This is a genomic window from Staphylococcus arlettae (genome assembly GCF_002902345.1).
GTDB lineage: Bacteria > Bacillota > Bacilli > Staphylococcales > Staphylococcaceae > Staphylococcus > Staphylococcus arlettae.
On record NZ_PPQB01000023.1, the window covers coordinates 32,843 to 53,453 of the forward strand.

Below are 20,611 nucleotides of genomic sequence, written 5' to 3' on the forward strand. Positions count from 1 at the left end.
ACTGCCAACAGGATATAGGTTATATGTACCAGATGATTTGATAGGTCGACATTATCTCCTACTAAGTAAATATACGAAAAAGCACTATTATTTTGACAAAACTATATAAGTAGAAAATAAACAAACCCTTCGCAAATTAATTCAAAGGATTTGTTTACGTTATGGAGGCTAGAACATCATTGCTTTGTTCTAGTCTCTTTTCATATAGGCAGTAGCTGACTAGCTTTGAAAATGCGCTTCGAACCAAGCTTGTTTCAAAGCTAGTCATCCTTGCCGGGGTGGGACAACGAAATCATTTTTCCAAAATCAGATTTCTATCCCACTCCATATTTTATTCTAAACCTCTTTTCATATGGGGCAGTAGCTGACTGCATTGAAAATGCGCTTCGAACCAAGCTTGTTTCAAAGCTAGTCATCCTTGCCGGGGTGGGACAACGAAATCATTTTTCCAAAATCAGATTTCTATCCCACTCCCTTGAACTTACCAATTGTCTATATCAGAACGCTCTCCTTTAAAGTTGTTGGACTTTTTATGGCGTTCTGCAAGTACTTGTTCCACAGATGCAAAGTCGATATCTAAAGCTTGCAACAAGACAAATAAATGATAAAGTAAGTCAGCAGTTTCGTTGGTTACTTCATTTTTATCTTGTTTCATACTACCAATAACTACTTCAAATGCTTCTTCACCAAACTTTTTCGTGATTTTTTCTAGTCCTTCTGCTAATAAATATTTAGTATATGAATTGTTTTTAGTAGAGTTTAAACTGTCGACAATTGTTTCTGCTAGGTTTTGTACATAAAATGGTACTGTAGTATTGAAACAACTTTGGCTGCCTGTATGACAAGTTGGTCCATTAGGTTTGACTTCAATTAATAAAGTATCTTGATCACAATCTAAATGCATTGAAACAACCTCTTGAGTATGGCCAGATGTTTCGCCTTTAACCCATAAACGTTCTTTAGAACGTGAATAGAAACAGACAATTTGATCAGCGATGGTTTTATCATAAGCAGCTTTATCCATATAACCTAACATTAATACTTGCTTAGTAGTGCTATCTTGTAAAATTACTGGGAGTAACCCTTTACTAAAATCTGGTTGTTGGGTCATCGTACTGGAATACCTCCTTCTGACATACATGTTTTAATCTCATCTACGGTAGTTTCTTTATCATGTAATATACTCGCAGCTAACCCTGCAGAGACATCTGTTTGTTTAAATAAATCAACAAAATGACTCGGTTTGCCGCCACCACCTGAGGCGATAATTGGAATGTTAACGCGTTGTTCAATTTCATGTAAATGTGTGACATCAAAGCCTTGTTTCATACCGTCATGTGTCATACTTGTAATCAATAACTCTCCTGCACCTAAAGCTTCAACTTCTTGCACCCAATCATATACACGTTTGTTAGTGCGCTGTTTACCACCATGTGTGTAGCAATAATAGTCTTCGAGTTCAGAGTCATAGTTACTATCAATCGCTATACAAATACATTGGCTACCAAATTTATTACTCGCTTCTTTGATAAATTGTGGGTTTTTTAAAGCACTAGAATTTAGAGATACTTTGTCAGCACCATGATTAAGTAATTGAGAAATGTCATCTAATGTTGATATGCCACCACCAACAGTTAATGGTATGAAAAGTTTGGCGGCTGTCTCTTGGATGACATCTAATACTAAATCATGTCCTGCTTCTGTTCGTGAAATATCTAAAAAGACTAATTCATCAGCACCTTGATCATTATAATAGAGTGCATAATCTACAGGGTTACCAATATCGCGTAAGCCTTTAAATTGAATACCTTTTACAACACGTCCATCTTTAACATCTAAACAAGGAATGATTCTTTTTTTTATCATTTTAAGCCCTCCCAAAATTCTGGTTTGTGTGCGGCTTTTCCTACAATGGCAGCATCGACGCCTAACTGTTCTAATTGTGTTAAGTCATCTTGATTTCTAATGCCTCCCGATGCAATAACAGGTATGTTAGTTTGACTGGCAAGCTTTCCTGTTATTTCAAAATTTGGTCCTGCCATTCGTCCATCTTTGGAAATGTCAGTATAGATAATACCTGCTAATGGCAAGTCATTGATTTGTTCCAAAAATTCAAAAAGGTCCAGTTGTGCATCTTGTTCCCAACCATTAATCTTAATAGCTTGTTTATAAGCATCGATGGAAAGGCAAATACGATGTGGGAAAGTATGTGTTATTTCAATTAGCCATTCAACATCTTGAATAGCCTTTGTCCCCACAATACAAAAATCAATACCATCATTAAAATATGTGTTAATTGTATCTACAGTACGGATGCCACCGCCTACTTCCATAGGTTTTTCAGTTAATTGTCTTAAAGTATGAATATAGTCATGTTCAATTGCTGATTGTGCTTTAGCACCAATTAAATCAACAATATGAATACGGTCTACACAGTCAAATTGACTATAAAACTTAATACTTTCTTCGGCACTTTTGGCCATTTTTTCCTCAGAATCATATTTACCTTCTGTTAGTCTGACGCTTGTTGCATTGATTAAATCAATTGCTGGCCAAAGTTTGATCATTTGAAAATCCTCCTTGAAGTGCTTGGTTTAAAATTGAAAGGCCATACATACCACTTTTTTCAGGATGGAATTGTATACCGGTAAAATTTTTATATTGAACAATTGCAGGTATTAGGGTGCCGTAATCAGCATATGCAACTACATAGGGTGACATCTCCGCTTGATAAGAGTGCACAAAATAAACATCTTTATTTAATGTAGGTATAGAGCTACTTAAGTTATTCCAGCCCAAATGTGGTACAGGGTAGGTGGTCTTAATTGGTGTCACTATACCGGGAATTAATTTCAAACCATCAACATCACCTTCAGCGCTATGCTCATACATTAATTGCATACCTAAGCAAATACCAATAACTGGAATATTAGTAATTTGTTGTAATGTAGTTATTAAATTTCGAGATGCTATAGCTTGCATGGCATCTCGAAAATGACCTACGCCTGGTAAAATAATCGCATCGGCTTGACTAATTTCAGAAGGTTGATCAGTAAGTATTGAATTGTAACCCAAATGTTCAACTGCACGTTGGATATTTTTGATATTGCCTAAGCCATAGTCAATAATTGCGATCATTCAATCACGCCCTTGGATGACGGGATGCCTTGGTAATCATTCGCTGTCAGTGCTGATTTTAATGCACGTGCAAATGATTTGAAAATTGCTTCAATTTCATGGTGAGTGTTCCCACCTCTAATTAAATCAATATGCGTCGTTAATCGAGCATTTATGACAAATGCTCGAAAGAACTCTTCTACAAGCTCAGTGTCAAAAGTGCCTACTTTTTCCTTGCTTAAAGTTGCATTAAAAGATAAATAAGGGCGACCACTAATATCAATTACGGTACGTGCAAGTGTTTCGTCCATTGGCACGTAGCTCGCAGCATAACGTTGGAATGTAGTTTTGTCTTTGACCATTTCTAATAGCAATTGACCGAGTACAATACCGATGTCTTCAGTAACATGGTGATCATCTACTTCAATATCACCATTTGCTTCTATATTCAGCGTAAGTTTGCTGTGAAATGAAAATAAAGTCAGCATATGATCTAGAAAACCAACACCTGTTTTGATATTACTAGGTGCATTATCATCTGATAATGTGATTTCTAATTTTGTTTCAGCTGTATTACGCGTTTTTTGATAGTTCATAGTCTTGCCTCCAGTCTTTGATAAGTTGCGCTAAAGTATTTAATTGCTCATCTGTAGCAATGGAATAGCGTACATAGTCTTGCATTATAGTTTCGTCGTAGAAACGTGGTAAAAAACCGTGTTGGTAAATATATTGTCCTAATGATTCAGCTGCTTCTCCTTGTGTTAACACAAAGTTTGTCGCAGATGAGAAAATAGTCATCAAATGTGAAACTTCTTGATTTAACATATCACGTAACCGTTGTGCCAAATAGCGTTGATGATTAATAAACTGTTTTGTTTGCTCAGGGCGTTCAAACATATATAATGCTATTTTTAGTGTAACTGTATTTAATGGATATGGATGTTCGATTTGTTTGATTTTAGCAATCGTTGAAGCTGTACTAATCAATACGCCTAAGCGCAAGCCAGCCAAACCAAATGCTTTTGATAGTGTACGCATTTGTAATACATGATCTACTTTCTCAAAGCTATAGGCAGTGCCAAAATCCAGATACGCTTCATCAATCACAAAGTAGCCACCTATAGCATACATTTTATCAGCAATAGCTTGTAAAAATACCGAATCGTATTGTTTACCTGTTGGGTTGTGCGGATTGCTCATAATAAAAAATGCAGGTCGTACTTCTTCTATTCGTTGTAAGATTGTGTCTAAGTCGAATGTTAGATTAGCTTGTGCTTCAACAAAATGAATAGGGCGTTTGACTTGGGCAGCATATGCCTGGTACATAAAAAAGTCTGGATTAAGTGTTAACACTGGCCCGTCAGGCATAATTAGCATAAGTTTTTGAATCAATTCATCTGACCCATTACCAGCGATAATTTGTTCAGCTTGGAAGTGATAAAAATCGGCATAAGCTCGTTTGAATTGTTCATATTCTGCATCAGGATAAAAGTTAAAAGCAGAATCATTAATAATAGTCGCCAGTTGACTTTCAGATAACGGCCGTAGTGGACTTTCATTTTTGTTTATTCTAATCATTGTCATACTCCTTTGATGTACGAATAGTAATAGATTGTTCATGATTATAAAGCTGTTCCGTATGTGCAATTGTTTTTGCACTTTGCTGTATATCATTAAATGTCTTTTGCGATAGGTTGATTACGGAATGGCGTGTTAAAAAATCATTGACCGATAATCCATTAGTGAAACGAGCATTTTGATTTGTTGGCAAGACATGACTCGGTCCAGCCACATAATCACCAATCACTTCAGGTGAATAGTGGCCTAAGAATAATGCGCCAACAGAGCGAACATGGTGTAAGTACTCTTCTGGATTTTGTGTTTGAATAGAAGCGTGTTCAGGTGCAATTGTATTCATGATATCGCATGCCTCAGTAAAATCGTTTGCCACAACTAAATAATGGTTTTGCGTTAAGCTTGCTTTAACAATATCTTGGCGTTCAATTTGAGTAAGTGTCGCTTGGATTTTATCTTCTAGTCTTTTCAACAATGAAATATCTTCACTAATAACAAATGTACGTGCTAATTCATCATGTTCCGCTTGTGCAAAGACATCGTAAGTGACTGCATCTAAATCTGCTGTGTCATCGATGATAAGGGCAATTTCACTTGGACCAGCAATTTGATCGATACCAACATTACCGAATAAGTATTTTTTAGCATACGCTACGAATTGATTTCCGGGACCAACAATTTTATCAACTTGAGGTATAGTTGCTGTACCATAAGTTAAAGCAGCGATACTTTGCGCACCTCCTACTTGATATACTGAAGTTACACCAGTAATATAACAAGCAGCAAGAACAACATCAGGGATACCTTCTTGTTGTGGAGGTGTAACAACTACAATGTTTTTGACTCCAGCGACTTTGGCTAAAGTTGCTGTCATTAAAACAGTAGATGGATAACTTGCTTTGCCTCCCGGTACATAAATACCAACACTCTCTAAAGGATGATACAATTCATAACATTCATCTTGGCCTTTACGTTCTTCCCATTTAATAGATTGTTGGAATGCTTCGATGCGCTGATGACTTTGTTGTAAAGCACGCTTTAAATCCTCATCTATGCGTGCATAGGCAGCCTCAATCTCTGCATTAGATATTTTGAGCTCTGGATTATCGACATGATCAAATTGTTTATTATATTGCAGTAAAGCACGGTCGCCATGTTTTTTGACATTGTCACAAATGTCTTTAACTATCGAATATAAATCTTCATTCAAAGAAGCGGTTTCTGATAAAGTATTAAAAAATGTTTCTTTATTTAAGATCAATGACTGATACCTCCAATCGTTTGATTAAGCCTTCGATTTCTGTTGATTTTTTAAAGTAGGCTTGTTTATTAGTAATAAGTTTGGCATTGATAGGTTTAATAGTCTCTTTTTCAACAAGTCCATTTGATTTTAATGTAGTACCAGTTTGCACAATATCTACAATACCGTCTACCATATCAACAAGACAGGCAAGTTCTATCGATCCAGACAGTTTAACTAATTCTACATCCATACCTTGAGCTTCAAAATATTGACGTGCAGTTTGCATATAAGAAGTTGCGACTTTAGTAAACTCAGTTGTTTCGGGTTTAGCAGCTAATGAAAAGTGACATTCACCAAATGGTAAATCTAATAAATTATTAATAGTGTAATTGCCTTCTTCTAAAATATCGCTACCTACAATTCCTACATCAGCAACGCCTTGTTCTACATAAATAGGGACATCGCTACCTTTAACTAACACAAATTGAATGTCGTTGACCGTAATTAATAATTGGCGTTCACGGTTTTCTAAAGCATTCACGATAGCTTGTTCATTTTTATTTGCTAAATAACTTATAAAACTTTTTAATAATCTTCCTTTTGCGAGTGCAACGGTAAGCATAATATTCTCTCCTTTAATTTAAAGAATAAACCCTAATCCAAAACCTTCTAATTCGCCTGTATAATAACCACCGGTCAATTGTTGCGCTTTGTTATGTTGCAATGTGCATGTCATAAATGCGCCCTTATAATATGAACGAGGTGGTTGAGGTGTGATATCTAGGTGAATATCAGTAACACCTAATGATTTAAAAAATTGTTCCCAACGTGTTAATGCTTGAATCGTACTATGATCTACTGTGTAAAGTTGTGTTAATAGTTTAAGTTGGTCTGTAGTTTTTGTCATTAATAATTGAACGATTGGATGTGCTGTACCTAACTGCTGAGATAATTCAGAAATGTTGCGTTCTTGTATTAACTTCAAAATTTGAGCGTTTTGTTCTTTGTCTGCTAAGAGTAAATCTATTAACTGATAGTGACCTAGAATGACGAATTCAATATCATCTTGTAAAGTTGATTTAATAAAATCATAAAAGGTTATAAAATCATTTTGCATATCATTAATAGTAGGGTTGTAATGTTCAATACCTAATTGTGTATTAACAATATTATCGCGAATAATAGGACCAGAATATGCCACTTTATTATTAGGTGATGGATAATTGCTATAATAACGTAATAATTGATCTGTAAAGTCGTTACGTAACGCAAAAATCTGATGGTTATGTTGCCAAAAACTTCGTTCAGTCATTTGTTGTAAATCATCTTGTGTTAATGTAGGCCACGTTAATGATTCTATAAAACTGAAGTCCACAAGTTGATAATCTGCTTGTTCAAAATGTTTTAGAAATGCGAGTTCTTTTTCTTTATTTCTGATTAAAGTTGTTGCATTTGTCATAATACCATCCTTTGCGATTTACTTTTATTCTCTACCGAAGTAAAGGATTAAATGATAAGTTAAACTTTAACATATCTATGTTTTTAATTCAATAAATATTCTGAATATTTATTGAATTAAAAAAGTGATGAAGAAATTCTGTAAGTAACAGTAAATATCTCCATCACATTTGAACTTTAAACAAATTGTTCATACAGTTTTTGATAAGTTAAAACTTATATTTAATGTGACATTAAGTTAGCACCATGTTGAATATACTCAGACATATCAGTTGCAGGGACCATATTACCACCCGTAGACCAAACTATATGTGTAGCATTTTCAAAGTTAAATTGTTGTGATTGTTGTAAAGTTGGAATTATACCTGCAAAACCAGCAGTTGCAGAAGGTTCGACTTGAATGTGTTCATTTTTATTTAATAAGTATAAATATTTGTACATCATGTCATCTGTAACGGTAGCACATCCTAATAATATTGGCATCATGACTTCACCAACGAGTTTAGAAGGACGCGAGACTGCTAAACCATCAGCCGACGTTTTACCATCGATGCCTATATCGGTAACGACAATTTGATCATGAAGTTTTGTTATCATACCTAATGTCATACAAGGTGCGTGAGTTGGTTCTGCAAATAAACAATGAACATGCTCACCAAAAACAGTTTTGAGGCCATAAGCAACACCTCCAGGACCACCACCTACACCACAAGGAAGATAAACGAACAATGGATGTGTTGCATCTACCTTAATATTTTGTGCATCTAGTTGAGTCTTTAAACGTAGTGCAGCTACACTATATCCCAAAAATAAATCTGTAGAACCTTCATCATCAACGAAATGGCATGTAGGATCATCAGCAGCAGCTTTGCGTCCGTTTGCAACAGCTACCTGATAGTCTGATGTATGTTCAATAACATTAACTCCCAGAGAACGTAAACGCGCTTTTTTCCATTCACGCGCTTCATTAGACATGTGCACATTGACATTGAAGCCTAATTTTGCACTCATAATGCCAATACTAAGGCCTAAGTTACCTGTAGATCCTACTGCTATGGTGTATTGTGAGAATAACTGTTGATAATAGGGGGAAGATAAAATACTATAATCATCTTCTAACGACAGGCCACCTTTTTGTTGAGCAATTGTTTCCGCAAATTTTAATACTTCGTAAATTCCACCGCGCGCTTTAATTGAACCTGAAATAGGTAATGCGTGATCACATTTTAAAAATAATGAACCCGGAATAGCAGTGTGAAAGTGATGTTCAAGCGCGCTTTGCATATTAGGGATTTCCATTAATGGGGATTCAATTAAACCATCAGCTTCGCTTGTTTCTGGAAATACTGTTTGAATATATGAGCTGAAACGGCGTAATCGTTGTTGTGCCGCTTCTATATCACTAAGTGAAAATTGCTGTGGTGTCGTCATTCCGTAGTTCGGATTTAGCCACAATATAGGTCTATAATCTTTTAAAGATTGGAGTTCTGGATAGTGTGTTACAAGATTGGAATAAATAGTCATATATTAACCTCCGTTACTAAGCTTGATAGTAATTTTATTATATCAAAAGTGACAGTGCTTAGTGGACGAGAAGATGTGCCAAAAAAAGAGTCAACCACACTTTATGTAAGTGAGAGTTAACTCTTTAATATTTATATTATTTATCTTTTAAAGCTATTTTTAAATTTTGAAAACCATCCACGTTTAGATGTGACTGGTGTGGCATAGTTTTGCGTTTTGAAAGCTGTTAATGAGTTGCCATATTCTATTGCTTCTTGCATTAAGTACGCTTGAGAGTTTAATGGTGACAAATTATTTTGAATGTAGTGATAATTGCCGGCTGCATCTTGATAACGACCTTTTTGATTATCTGATAACTGTAAATTTAAATAATTTATTAAACGTTGGCTAATCTCTTTATCTTCTACAGGGAAAAGGATTTCTACACGTTTTATCATATTTCGAGTCATGGCATCCGCTGATGATAGATAGATATTGTCCTCGCCATTATTATGGAAATAGTAAATACGTGAGTGTTCTAAGAAACGGCCGACAATACTTACGACTTCAATATTGTCACTTATACCAGGGATTCCAGGTTTCAAGCAACAAATTCCTCTAATGATGAGCTTGACAGTAACACCGGCACGAGAAGCTTCAAATAATTTTAAGATAATATCTTTATCAGTTAATGAGTTCATTTTCATCATGATTTTACCGTTGCCATATTGTTTATGTTGTATAATTTCATTATCGATACGCGCAATAAATTCATCGCGAATATCATAAGGAGCTACAATCAATTTATTATATTTAGGTTTGATTGAGTAACCACTTAAATAATTAAAGAAATTAATACCATCTTCAACGATAGCATTGTCAGTAGTAATAAGACCCATATCTGTATATATTTTTGCTGTTTTATCATTATAATTACCTGTGCCAAGATGGACAAAGGAAGTTAACTCATTGCCGATACGCTTAACGACAAGGGAAATCTTACTATGGGTTTTTAAATAAGTCATACCATAAATTACGTGACAGCCTGCATCTTCTAATTCACGTGCCCAATGTACATTGTTTTCTTCATCGAAACGTGCTTTTAATTCGACTAACACAGTCACTTGTTTTCCTTTTTCTGCAGCATCTTTTAAGCTTTGAATTATAGGAGAATCTTTACTAACTCTATAGAGTGTTTGTTTGATTGCTATGGTATTTGGATCGTTTGCCGCTTCGCGTACAAAATCTACAATCGGCTCAAATGTTTCATACGGATGATGGAAAAAGATATCACGTTTTAACGATAATTCAAAAATATCATTGTTTCCTAATGATTGTGGTATTTGAGGTGAATATTTTGGATATTTTAAATGTTTTAGTTTATTTGATAAGTGATCTACTAAACCAAATAACAAAGTTAAATCTAATGGTCCATCAACAAAGTAAATATGATCATCGTCTACTTCCAATTGATTTATTAACCATTGAATATCTTCGTAAGTAGTTGTTCTTCCATCTACTTCAAGACGTACAGACGAACCACTTTTACGTTCTTTTAAGAAACGTTCAATTTCGATTAATAAATCTTCAGCACCATCTTCGTGAATAGTTAAGTCTGCATTTCTAGTAATTCTAAAAGTAAAGGTGTTTAATACTTCAAAACCAGTGAAGAGGTAATTTATAAAGTACGTTATTATGTCTTCAATCATAACTACATACTGTTTATCACCATCATTTAAAGTGGTGAATCTAGGTATTAAAGATGGTATTTGCACAATGGCTGAATTAATAGCATCTTCAGTATCGATATCAACAAAAATATTTAAACTTTTATTATTTAATTTTGGAAATGGATGATAGGCATCAATACCTAATGGTGTTAATGTGGGTAAGATGCTTAATTTGAACTCTTGTTCTAAGTCAGCTAACAAATCATCGTTTAAACATTCAGGCTCAACAATTTCGACTTTGTATTGTTTTAATTCATCAACTAATTCATTATAGCGTTTATATTGTAAATTGACGTAGTGTTTATTTTTAATTTTAATTTGTTCAAGTTGTTGTTTTGGCGTTAATTGGGCTTTGTTTTCAGGCTTATCGTACCCCATCTTATATTGATCTTGTAAACCAGCTACACGAACCATAAAGAATTCGTCTAAATTAGAACTGAAAATTGATATAAAATTGAGTTGCTCTAACAGAGGGTTATTTTTATCTTCTGCTTCTTGCAAAACACGAAAGTTAAAATCCAACCAACTTAGCTCTCTATTATTATAATATTGTGGTAAATTCAAATCTTTGGATCTTAAATAATTTTGCATAATACTCGCTACACCTCGTTATAGTCTAAATTGCATAATAATCTTATTTTAACTTATCATATAAATATTAAGCGCGTGTAAAGTTAATAGAAAGTTTGTCCTTTAATATCTTTTCGATATGCTTCTTTTGTCGATTAGCTTGATATTCTTCAGCAACAGGTTCTCCCTCATAAAATACGTAAAGTGTGTAATCGCCTTTTTCTTTCTTTAGATAAATACGATCGACGACATTTGTTTGAGAGATATTCAATGCGTTAATAAATTTGATGATGCCACCTAATGACTGGATAGTATCTAATTCGTCTTGTACTAGCCATTTTGTTTCATGACTGTAAAATTTCATTAATGATTTGTTTTTGAAACTTGCAAGTAAAGCAAGTTTGACACGTTCTTGATGTGTAAAACCTTCAATCATAGAATTAGCAATAATATAATAGGTATGTGGAGAACTTGAATCAGCATTTATAAAGCTCCCTAAATAATACAAATAAGATCCTTCCGCAAATAATCGTTTATCTGTCTTACTAATGTCTAAATGTTTTGTTTCTATCAATTGATTGAGTAAAGATAAGGCAAGCTTAACACGCTGTTTCGCACTTTTTTCTTCTATTTTATATTCATTAGCCAAATGATATAGCGCATCTTGGCGAATATTTTCTTTGTTGAACTGATCAGGAAATTGCTCGCTAATTAAATGCATCACATAGCCTTCACGTAACCCTTTACGTGAAAAAGTAAATTGGGTGGCATTGATTTTAGTGAATAAATTTTTAAATACTGCAACAGCCGGTAAAATGATATCTATTCGGTCACCACTCAAACCATCTACATCTTTTAATTCATCGCGTGATGATTTTTTGATTAGCGAAAATACTTCTTCAACATCTTTAGCACTCATAGAATAGTTGTGGACACCCCCTATAGGGTAGTCGTGTGCAGATTGATGAATACGCGCGACATTACGTGCAGACCCACCAACACCTACAAGAGCTACTTGAGCATCATTAAGCCAGTCTAATTGACTAAATTGCTTAATTAGAAACTTTTCCATATCTTTTATAGCATGTTTATCATTGTGCGGTTTGTCACTGAAAAATTTTTTAGTCAGCGTCACTACACCAAATGGGAAACTGTGGGCAGCTTTTAGCTGTTTATCTTTAAATAATGTTACTTCTGTAGAACCGCCACCGATATCGACAGAGATACCATCTGAAATATTTGTCGTATGTGTGATTGCATAATAACCATAAAAAGCTTCACTCTCTTCAGGGATAATACGCATTGTTATATTAAGTTGTTGTTCAATATGTTTGATAATGTCATCTCGATTAGTCGATTGTCTAATTGCTGCTGTAGCAATAGGGTGTAGTTCGTCTGTTGCAAATTTATCTGAGACACGTTTAAAACTACTCAAAGTTGTAGTTAATACTTCAATACCTTCTTGTGTCATCGTTAAATCATTAGTCAAATACTGACTTAAACGTGCAGGTGTTTTTATATTAAGTACTTCATCTAAACCAGTCTTTTTATCGAATTCAAATATCACTAAGCGAATGGTATTTGATCCAATATCGATTAAACCTATGCGTTTCATATTTGCCTCCTAGGTGTATATTGTTAAGTCGTGTTTTTTTTATTTACCCTATCATACACGATTCAAATATATTTGTGGCAATTTAATTGTCAAAAATTGACTGAAATAGTAATGTCATTTTATTTGCTGAAGATAGGACCCCCAGGACCTAATGGCCAGCCTAATAAGAACCATATTATCATGAAGAGTGGCCACACAATGCCTAATACGATTGAATAGGGCATTAAACTAGAGAGTAAAGAACCCAGTTTCATTTTCGGATCATATTTTTGTGCGTAAGACAAAAGTAATGGTAAGTAAGGCATCATTGGTGTTATAGGATTAGTAATAGAATCACCTATGCGATATAACATTTGCGTAAATGCTGGATGAAATCCTACAAGCACTAACATCGGTATAAAAATAGGTGCTAAAATACCCCATTTAGCTGAAGCACTGCCTATAAGTAAATTTATAATTGAGCTCAGCAAAATAATACCTATAATAAGCACAATACCATTTTGTCCTTGGAGTAATGCTGCACCTTTAACTGCAACAATAATACCTAAATTACTCCATTCTAAAAATGCTAGTAGTTGTGCGGCAAAAAAGACAATAACAATAAATGATCCCATGGAAGACATAGAGTCTGCTAACATCTTGCCTAAATCTTTTGAATTCGCTAATTTTTGGGTCATAATGCCATATACTAATCCTGGTACTAAAAAGAGAATTAAAATAAGTAGTCCTACGCCATTAATAATAGGGGCATCATTTAATAAGCTGCCTGTTTTGGCGTTACGTAAAAAACTATTTTGAGGTATTGCAGTTACAACGATTAAGACGATTACAGCTACAAAACTAATATTCGCCCAAAATACAGCGCGCTTTTCTTTTGGACTAATTGTTGTATCAGAATCCTCGCTAGTAATATCTGTATCACTGGCGTCATAAGTCCCAAGTCGAGGTATAACTATTTTCATTGTGACCCAATACACAGCAGGTAGTAAAACTACGACACTAGCAGCGATAAAATACCAATTCATTGCGACATTAGTTTGGATACTATCAGATACAATATTGGTAGCTGGTTTGGTAAATGCGTATAGTAGCGCATCTGACATACCTATTAAAAAGTTAGCTGAAAAACCACCTAAAGCAGCTGCATATGCCATAGCCAATCCTGCTATCGGGTGATAGCCTAATTTAATAAATACTATGGCAGTCAGTGGTGGTAAGACAATAGGAGCAGCATCACCAGCAGCATTACCTAAGATACCAATAATAATAATACAGGGAACGATAAATTTCTTTGGTGCTTTTTGTACTACTTGAATCATTAATTTATCAAAGTAACCTGTCTTTTCAGCAATACCTATACCTAACATTACGGACAGTACTAGACCTAAAGCAGGGAACTCAGAAAAATTTTGTATAGCATCATTAAAAATCATTGTGATGCCATCTTTACTAATAATGCTTTTAATGGCGACAGCATCACCTGTACCTGGATGTTTCACACTTACTTGAAAGAGTGAGACTACCCAAGTTATAACGGCCAAACCTACGCACATTAGAAAAAATAAAATGCTAGGATCAGGCAAACGATTTCCAACGACTTCTACGCCGTTTAAAGCTTTATGTACAAATGAAACTTTCGGTTTGTTTTGCTTTTTCATTGCAAATCCCTCCACGTTTGAGCTTATTCGAAATTATAACAAAGCTAAGATGAAAAAAACATAAATATTCTGAAAAATTGTATTTTTAGAAAAGAATCATGTTATTATGTAGTGGACAAAGGCGGTGGGAATTAATAATGAAAGATTATGAACTATTTGTACAACAAATAATTGAAGATAAAGCGCAAGATTTGCAAATGCTAAGCGATTTTATATGGGATCACCCAGAAACATTATATGAAGAATACGACTCGAGTGCTGAGATATGTAACTATTTAGAGCAACAAGGTTTTGATATTGAGCAGGGCATAGCCAATATTCCAACTGCTTTTTCAGCTACTTTTGGCAATAAAGGTCCAGTAATTGGATTGTTAGCAGAGTATGATGCATTACTTTCATTAAGCCAAGTAGCAAACATTACCTATAACAAACCAGTGGAGCACAATAAAGCTGGCCATGGGTGTGGTCATAATTTATTAGGGACAGGTGCTATCGGTGCTGCACTCGCAGTACAAGCTTATCTTGAGAAGTATAAACTTCCTGGAACTGTAAAAATAATTGGTTGTCCAGCTGAAGAAGGCGGATCGGGCAAAGGTTTTTTAGCGAGAGCGGGGATGTTTGATGACTTAGATTTAGCTTTAACTTGGCATCCTACACCTTTTAATGCAATTATGGCATTACGCTCACTAGCTAATTTCCAAGTTAAGTATAAATTTAAAGGAAAAAGTGCGCATGCAGCAAGTGCGCCACATATCGGTAGAAGTGCATTAGATGCTGTAGAACTGATGAATGTAGGTGGAAACTATTTACGTGAACACCTTATCCAGGATGCACGCATTCATTATGCTATTACGGATACAGGAGGTGTCTCTCCTAATGTTGTGCAAGCTGAAGCTGAAGTAGTATATTTAATCAGGGCACCGAAAATAGAAGATGCACGTGAAATTTATAAACGTGTCGATAAAATTGCACAAGGCGCAGCGTTAATGACTGGGACAACTATGTCCTCAGAGCTAATGTCTGCAGTTTCAGAATATGTACCTAATCAAACTTTAGAGCAAGTGGTATTTGATGAATTAGATAAAGAACGACAGATTAGTTATACATCTGAAGAACAAACTTTTGCACAAGCACTTTGGGAAACTTTAAGTGAGGAAGAGCAACAAACTGCTGTTAAAACGTATGAGAGCTTTGGAGTGTTACAAGATCAACATTTAGTTGAAGGGAAAAATTTAAGTGATGTCATTCATCCATATGAACCTACAACAAAAATAATGTATGGTTCTACAGATGTGGCAGATGTTAGTTGGAACGTTCCAACTGCACAAGTAACAACCGCAACTGCAGCTATAGGGACACAGTTACATACGTGGCAAATGGTTGCACAAGGCAAAAGTACGGTGGCACAAAAAGGGATGTCACGTGCAGCACGTGTATTAGCTCGAAGTGCGATTTATGTATTAGAACATCCAGAAAAATTAAAGGATATCGAACAAGAATTTGATCGCGAAATAGGACGCGATCAGTATCAAAGCCCATTACCTGAAGAGGTTAAACCTCCTGTACATAACATGGAATAAGAGAGAATTAGAGTAAACGGTGTTATAGCATTGTAGTGTTCTTAATTTTAATGTAATTGTAGGGAAAATTAAAAATATATCACAGATAAAAAAGCTTGGAACATGTGTAGTGTCCAAGCTTTTTACCTATAAAATAATTACCAAATGATTTGTTCTACTGTGTCATCATTTAAAGATTTAACGATTTCAGTTACTAATGCTACTGAATTTTTATAATCATCTGTATTTAAAACAGAGACATTAGAATGCATATAACGTAAAGCGACACCAATAGCTACTGTTGGAATTCCTTCATTTGCTACATGTATGCTACCAGCATCAGTTCCGCCACCAGGAGTAGAATCTAATTGAATACTAATATTATGCTTTTTAGCGATTTGTTTAATATGTTTAGTCAAACCAACATGGCCAACGTTACTCGCATCCATGATAATAACGACTGGACCTTCGCCTAATGCAGTTTCACTAAGTTGGGATAACCCTGGTGTATCATAGGCAACAGCAACATCGACTGCAATGGCTAAATCAGGTTTAATCGTATTAGCTGCAACTTTTGCACCACGTAAGCCAACTTCTTCTTGAACATTGGCACCTGCGTATAAATCAATATCAATTTGTTCATTTTTTAAGTTGTCTAGTACATCAATTGCAAGTGCACAACCATAACGATTATCAAATGCTTTTGCTGTTAAGTATTTATTATTAGCTAATGTTTCAAATTCACTATATGGTGTTACCATATTACCGAGCTCAATACCAAATTGCTCAGCTTCTTTCTTACTTTTCACACCAATGTCAATAAACATTTCTTTAATATCAACCGTCTTTTTACGTTCTTCTGGAGACAGTACATGAGGCGGTTTAGAACCAATAATACCACGTATTTTTTTACCTTCGTCAGTCGTTATTGTTACTTTCTGAGATAACATGACTTGGTTCCACCAACCACCAATCGGAGTGAATTTTAAGTAACCATTTTCATCGATTTTAGTTACAACAAAGCCAATTTCATCTAAATGACCGGCAACCATTAAAGACTTGCTACCATTAACAGCTTGCTTTTTCCCGAAAATGCCACCTAAGTTATCTTCGACAATTTCGTCACTAATAGGACTTAAATAATCATGCATCAAAGATTTAACTGTCATTTCATGTCCTGCAATACCATCTACATCAGTTAATGTTTTTAATAGTTCGACTGAATTTTTCATATATTAACCTCCAAAATAAAATAAGTGTTATTTATATTTTAGCATTTGTGCTAAGAAACGCTATTTATATGAATTCTTAGTAAAGTAGTAAGACTAAATTTGTGTAATTAGAGATAATTTATGTTTCAATAGTAGTAATTATAAGAAGGGGGAATAATCGTGTCAGACGTACAACATTTAACTTTAGGTAAAAGTAATGCACCTGTTACAGTAGAATCATTTATTAACTTTGCTTGTCCATATTGTAAAAATTATTTTAAAGCAGCGGATAGTTATTTAACGCCATTAATTGAGCAAGGTAAAGTAAAACATGTAATTAAACATTTTGATAAAACAAAACAAGGTTTGTTAAAAGGAACAATCGCTAATTTTTATTTAGATTATGAGGATGTTTCTAGAACTTATCAATTAATTCATCATTTATATGAAACACAAGAAAGTTGGAAAACAAGTTTTAGTGCAATTGAACGTAAAATGGAAGATGAATTCAACTTAGCACTTAATAAAGCAGCAGACGAACGTTCATTAGCTATAACTGCAGAAGCATTTGAACGAGGAATAACAGGCATACCAACAGTATTTATTGATGGAGAGAAATTTGTTTTTAATCCCTTAGAAGATGATGAAGTGACAATCGTTGAAAAATTAAGTGAACAACTAACTACTGGATTGTAAAATAGTGGTTATAAGTTAATAAATAACTAAAGAGGTTGCAACTTTATAATTGTTGCAACCTCTTTAGTTATCATTGGTGTTCGATAAGCTTTAATTTGTAGTCGTGAATGGATTGCAGGTCACCATTATGTTGCTTCATAATAATATGTTCTTTGCTAATTTGAGTAGGGCTTGACACACCAACAGCTGCAGCAATATTAAACAAACCCTCATGTAGACTAGTCACATAATTGGTTACTCGGAATTTCTTTTCTTCGATGATTAAAGCCCGTTCTTTTTTTTCATCTGTAGTAGCAACGCCAACAGGACAAGTATTCATATGACATTGTTGGCTCATAATACAGCCGACACTAATCATCATTCCTCGTGCGATATTGACTAAATCGGCTCCAAGTGCGAGCGCAATTGCAATCTTGTCTGGTGTAATCAGTTTACCAGAAGCAAAGATTTTTACACGATCTCGTATATCGTACTTTTCTAATAGTCCTGATAGTATTGGTAAGGCTGTGAACAACGGAAGACCTACACCATCTTCCAGTTCTTGGAAGGTAGCACCTGTGCCACCTTCACCTCCGTCAATTGTTATAAAATCAGGAAATTGATTGGTGCGAATCATTGTCTGAATAAGTGTTTCGACTTCTTTAACTTTACTTATTACTATTTTAAAGCCTACAGGTTTTTGTCCAATTTGTTGCAAATTGCTAACCCATTCTAGTAAGTCATTGGGATTATTAATGTATGTGAAGCGGTTGGGTGAATTAATAGTTTTCCAAGGTGTTACGTTACGGATTTCAGCAATTTCTTCAGTTACTTTATTGCCTGCCATATGACCTCCACGTGTTTTAGCTCCTTGGGCTAATTTAATTTCAAAAGCTTTAACTTCAGCTGATTGTGCTAAACGTTTGAATTCTTCTTCATCAAAGTTACCCTCCGCATCACGTACACCGAAAAGTCCTGGCCCTATTTGGAAAATAATATCTCCGCCACCTTTAAGATGATATGTTGATAAGCCACCTTCACCAGTGTTCATCCAAGTGCCTGCTTGACCTAATCCTTTAGATAGTGCAGTTATTGCTCGTTGGCCTAAAGCTCCATAACTCATTCCAGATTGACCTACTAAGCGTTTGAGTGTGAATGGGTGTGCTAATTGAGCACCTAACACAATGGCGTCGTCATCAGTTAAAAAATAAGGATCAATGTTGGTTTCTTCACGATGTTCATCGCGATTAAAAAGTCGTTCATTATCTATATGGTAGATAAATGTAGAAATCATAGATGACTGATCGATATTAAGTTCTGAAGTTTGAAGTGGAAACATCGTATTTTGAATGTAAAAGCCTTCTTTATAATCTTCTTGTGTACCAAAGCTTGCCATACGAGAATTATATTTACCTGCCACTACAATATTGATGAAATCATTGCGTGAAAAAGGTTTCCCTTCAGTATCTTCCAAAAACAGATATTGGCGCATTTCAGGACCAATTTTTTCAAAAAAGTAACGAATACGTGCTAATAATGGATAATTTCGGAGTACACTATGTTGTTTTTGTCGTTTATCTTTAAATAGTAGCACCGCCCCCAAAACGAGGCCACCAATTAAAAATACCACTATGATGACATTGACGATTAATTGTAGAACTGTTAAGACTGTCATTTTAAATCCCCCCTTATTATGTTCTATATTACAACAAATTCGTATTATTACAATTTGGAAGTGTTGTGAAGAAAAAAGAATTTTTGCAATTAAAAATGAGATATGATTATTTTTGAAAGTAATAGAATCACATCTATATATTATAAATTGGAGGCATGATATATTTAAGATATAAATTTTGAAAGGAATGGTAAACCATGTCCTCAAAGACTTCACAGAACACAATACATAACGAAGCAGACAATTATTGGCAACGTTCAAATTTAGTAAAAAGAGATTTTTGGTTAATTCCTATTTATCTAATTGCGACGAATATTTTAGTATTATTGTTAGTTTATTTAGTGACTCAATTTAATGTTGATTTTATAGAGTTAGAGCATCCTATTTATATTATAAGTTCTATTTTAAGCTCTGTTATATTGTTATATATTTTTTATTTAATGCATCGTAAACATCAAATTATCAATATTGCTCTCCAGCGATTTCGACAATTAAAACCATATACTATGTTATTTGTAAGTACTTATATTGCCAGTACAATTTTAATCTATATATATGAATGGTTAACGACATTTTTACCTGAATCGTTACAATATAGTGAAACACAGAACCAAATGGAATTGCTGTCATTATTTGATAATCCTTGGCTGTTACCGTTACTATTTATTGATATTGTTATTTTGACCCCGTTCGTAGAGGAAATGTTATTTCGCCATTTGTTGATTCATGAACTCGGGAAAAAGTTCACTTATACTTTAATGACTATTATTTCGATAGTGGTGTTTGGTTGCTTACATATGACAGGTGCACAATCACCCTTTGAAATCGGCAGTTATTTAATTCTTGGTGGTTCAATCGTTTTTGTGTATTTAATAACAGGCAAAAATCTTGCTGCTGCGGTAACATTCCATATGTTGAATAATTTGGTTGCATTTATCTTAATTGTGGTAACGTTATAATAATATTATTAGCGATATAAACTAACTGTAGGTTAAATGGTTCATTTAAATAATTTAACTATA

The 20,611-nt window shown here is 34.5% G+C and carries 18 protein-coding genes; 3 read left to right on the forward strand and 15 right to left on the reverse strand.

Annotated features, from left to right (window positions below; translation table 11 throughout):
- Positions 1-481: 481 nt before the first annotated feature.
- The 13 genes from hisIE to CD036_RS11640 all read right to left on the reverse strand — a co-directional run bounded on the left by hisIE (position 482) and on the right by CD036_RS11640 (position 14,469).
- On the reverse strand, positions 482-1,111 hold the full coding sequence (gene hisIE, locus CD036_RS11580) for a bifunctional phosphoribosyl-AMP cyclohydrolase/phosphoribosyl-ATP diphosphatase HisIE (protein WP_103388736.1): 630 nt from the start codon (positions 1,109-1,111) through the stop codon (positions 482-484).
- Entirely contained in the window at positions 1,108-1,866 is a 759-nt protein-coding gene (hisF, locus tag CD036_RS11585) for an imidazole glycerol phosphate synthase subunit HisF (RefSeq protein WP_002510006.1), read from the reverse strand. Before hisF ends, hisIE begins: the two co-directional genes overlap by 4 nt.
- Positions 1,863-2,567: a 1-(5-phosphoribosyl)-5-((5-phosphoribosylamino)methylideneamino)imidazole-4-carboxamide isomerase gene (hisA, locus tag CD036_RS11590; RefSeq protein WP_002510007.1), complete on the reverse strand. Its 705-nt coding sequence runs from the start codon at positions 2,565-2,567 to the stop codon at positions 1,863-1,865. Before hisA ends, hisF begins: the two co-directional genes overlap by 4 nt.
- Complete coding sequence (hisH, locus tag CD036_RS11595; RefSeq protein ID WP_002510008.1) at positions 2,542-3,138, reverse strand: imidazole glycerol phosphate synthase subunit HisH; 597 nt, start codon at positions 3,136-3,138, stop codon at positions 2,542-2,544. The genes hisA and hisH overlap by 26 nt, the downstream gene beginning before the upstream one ends.
- Complete coding sequence (gene hisB / locus CD036_RS11600; protein WP_002510009.1) at positions 3,135-3,713, reverse strand: imidazoleglycerol-phosphate dehydratase HisB; 579 nt, start codon at positions 3,711-3,713, stop codon at positions 3,135-3,137. Before hisB ends, hisH begins: the two co-directional genes overlap by 4 nt.
- On the reverse strand, positions 3,691-4,695 hold the full coding sequence (locus CD036_RS11605; RefSeq protein WP_002510010.1) for a pyridoxal phosphate-dependent aminotransferase: 1,005 nt from the start codon (positions 4,693-4,695) through the stop codon (positions 3,691-3,693). The genes hisB and CD036_RS11605 overlap by 23 nt, the downstream gene beginning before the upstream one ends.
- Positions 4,688-5,950, reverse strand: a complete 1,263-nt coding sequence (gene hisD / locus CD036_RS11610) for a histidinol dehydrogenase (RefSeq protein WP_031266806.1) — start codon at positions 5,948-5,950, stop codon at positions 4,688-4,690. Before hisD ends, CD036_RS11605 begins: the two co-directional genes overlap by 8 nt.
- Positions 5,940-6,557, reverse strand: coding sequence for an ATP phosphoribosyltransferase (gene hisG, locus CD036_RS11615; RefSeq protein WP_002510012.1), 618 nt, complete (start codon positions 6,555-6,557; stop codon positions 5,940-5,942). Before hisG ends, hisD begins: the two co-directional genes overlap by 11 nt.
- A gap of 18 nt (positions 6,558-6,575) precedes the next feature.
- Positions 6,576-7,394 carry an ATP phosphoribosyltransferase regulatory subunit gene (locus tag CD036_RS11620; RefSeq protein ID WP_002510013.1) on the reverse strand — a complete coding sequence of 273 codons (819 nt, stop codon included), beginning with the start codon at positions 7,392-7,394 and terminating at the stop codon, positions 6,576-6,578.
- A gap of 221 nt (positions 7,395-7,615) precedes the next feature.
- Entirely contained in the window at positions 7,616-8,917 is a 1,302-nt protein-coding gene (dsdA, locus tag CD036_RS11625) for a D-serine ammonia-lyase (protein ID WP_021459757.1), read from the reverse strand.
- Positions 8,918-9,057: 140 nt separating this feature from the next.
- Positions 9,058-11,217 (reverse strand): RNA degradosome polyphosphate kinase, encoded by a 2,160-nt coding sequence (locus tag CD036_RS11630; protein ID WP_002510016.1) that lies wholly within the window; start codon positions 11,215-11,217, stop codon positions 9,058-9,060.
- 67 nt (positions 11,218-11,284) lie between these two features.
- A complete protein-coding gene (ppx, locus tag CD036_RS11635; RefSeq protein ID WP_103388737.1) occupies positions 11,285-12,811 on the reverse strand; it encodes an exopolyphosphatase in 1,527 nt (508 codons plus the stop codon).
- 119 nt (positions 12,812-12,930) lie between these two features.
- Positions 12,931-14,469 carry an AbgT family transporter gene (locus CD036_RS11640; protein ID WP_103388738.1) on the reverse strand — a complete coding sequence of 513 codons (1,539 nt, stop codon included), beginning with the start codon at positions 14,467-14,469 and terminating at the stop codon, positions 12,931-12,933.
- A gap of 137 nt (positions 14,470-14,606) precedes the next feature.
- Here CD036_RS11640 and CD036_RS11645 point away from each other — a divergent pair, with 137 nt between their 5' ends.
- Positions 14,607-16,049 carry a M20 family metallopeptidase gene (locus CD036_RS11645; RefSeq protein WP_103388739.1) on the forward strand — a complete coding sequence of 481 codons (1,443 nt, stop codon included), beginning with the start codon at positions 14,607-14,609 and terminating at the stop codon, positions 16,047-16,049.
- 137 nt (positions 16,050-16,186) lie between these two features.
- Here CD036_RS11645 and CD036_RS11650 read toward each other — a convergent pair whose 3' ends face one another.
- Positions 16,187-17,260, reverse strand: coding sequence for a M42 family metallopeptidase (locus tag CD036_RS11650; protein ID WP_002510020.1), 1,074 nt, complete (start codon positions 17,258-17,260; stop codon positions 16,187-16,189).
- Positions 17,261-17,419: 159 nt separating this feature from the next.
- Between CD036_RS11650 and CD036_RS11655 the strand changes: the two genes are divergently transcribed.
- Entirely contained in the window at positions 17,420-17,935 is a 516-nt protein-coding gene (locus CD036_RS11655) for a thioredoxin domain-containing protein (protein WP_002510021.1), read from the forward strand.
- A gap of 70 nt (positions 17,936-18,005) precedes the next feature.
- Here CD036_RS11655 and CD036_RS11660 read toward each other — a convergent pair whose 3' ends face one another.
- A complete protein-coding gene (locus tag CD036_RS11660) occupies positions 18,006-19,589 on the reverse strand; it encodes an FMN-binding glutamate synthase family protein (protein ID WP_002510022.1) in 1,584 nt (527 codons plus the stop codon).
- 197 nt (positions 19,590-19,786) lie between these two features.
- Here CD036_RS11660 and CD036_RS11665 point away from each other — a divergent pair, with 197 nt between their 5' ends.
- On the forward strand, positions 19,787-20,548 hold the full coding sequence (locus CD036_RS11665) for a CPBP family intramembrane glutamic endopeptidase (protein ID WP_002510023.1): 762 nt from the start codon (positions 19,787-19,789) through the stop codon (positions 20,546-20,548).
- Positions 20,549-20,611 lie beyond the last annotated feature (63 nt).

Excerpts from the sequence above, each read along its gene's own strand:
- hisIE (WP_103388736.1), bottom strand. The coding sequence starts at position 1,111 with ATGACCCAACAACCAGATTTTAGTAAAGGGTTACTCCCAGTAATTTTA.
- hisF (WP_002510006.1), bottom strand. The coding sequence starts at position 1,866 with ATGATAAAAAAAAGAATCATTCCTTGTTTAGATGTTAAAGATGGACGT.
- hisA (WP_002510007.1), bottom strand. The coding sequence starts at position 2,567 with ATGATCAAACTTTGGCCAGCAATTGATTTAATCAATGCAACAAGCGTC.
- hisH (WP_002510008.1), bottom strand. The coding sequence starts at position 3,138 with ATGATCGCAATTATTGACTATGGCTTAGGCAATATCAAAAATATCCAA.
- hisB (WP_002510009.1), bottom strand. The coding sequence starts at position 3,713 with ATGAACTATCAAAAAACGCGTAATACAGCTGAAACAAAATTAGAAATC.
- CD036_RS11605 (WP_002510010.1), bottom strand. The coding sequence starts at position 4,695 with ATGATTAGAATAAACAAAAATGAAAGTCCACTACGGCCGTTATCTGAA.
- hisG (WP_002510012.1), bottom strand. The coding sequence starts at position 6,557 with ATGCTTACCGTTGCACTCGCAAAAGGAAGATTATTAAAAAGTTTTATA.
- CD036_RS11620 (WP_002510013.1), bottom strand. The coding sequence starts at position 7,394 with ATGACAAATGCAACAACTTTAATCAGAAATAAAGAAAAAGAACTCGCA.
- dsdA (WP_021459757.1), bottom strand. The coding sequence starts at position 8,917 with ATGACTATTTATTCCAATCTTGTAACACACTATCCAGAACTCCAATCT.
- CD036_RS11630 (WP_002510016.1), bottom strand. The coding sequence starts at position 11,217 with ATGCAAAATTATTTAAGATCCAAAGATTTGAATTTACCACAATATTAT.
- ppx (WP_103388737.1), bottom strand. The coding sequence starts at position 12,811 with ATGAAACGCATAGGTTTAATCGATATTGGATCAAATACCATTCGCTTA.
- CD036_RS11640 (WP_103388738.1), bottom strand. The coding sequence starts at position 14,469 with ATGAAAAAGCAAAACAAACCGAAAGTTTCATTTGTACATAAAGCTTTA.
- CD036_RS11645 (WP_103388739.1), top strand. The coding sequence starts at position 14,607 with ATGAAAGATTATGAACTATTTGTACAACAAATAATTGAAGATAAAGCG.
- CD036_RS11650 (WP_002510020.1), bottom strand. The coding sequence starts at position 17,260 with ATGAAAAATTCAGTCGAACTATTAAAAACATTAACTGATGTAGATGGT.
- CD036_RS11660 (WP_002510022.1), bottom strand. The coding sequence starts at position 19,589 with ATGACAGTCTTAACAGTTCTACAATTAATCGTCAATGTCATCATAGTG.
- CD036_RS11665 (WP_002510023.1), top strand. The coding sequence starts at position 19,787 with ATGTCCTCAAAGACTTCACAGAACACAATACATAACGAAGCAGACAAT.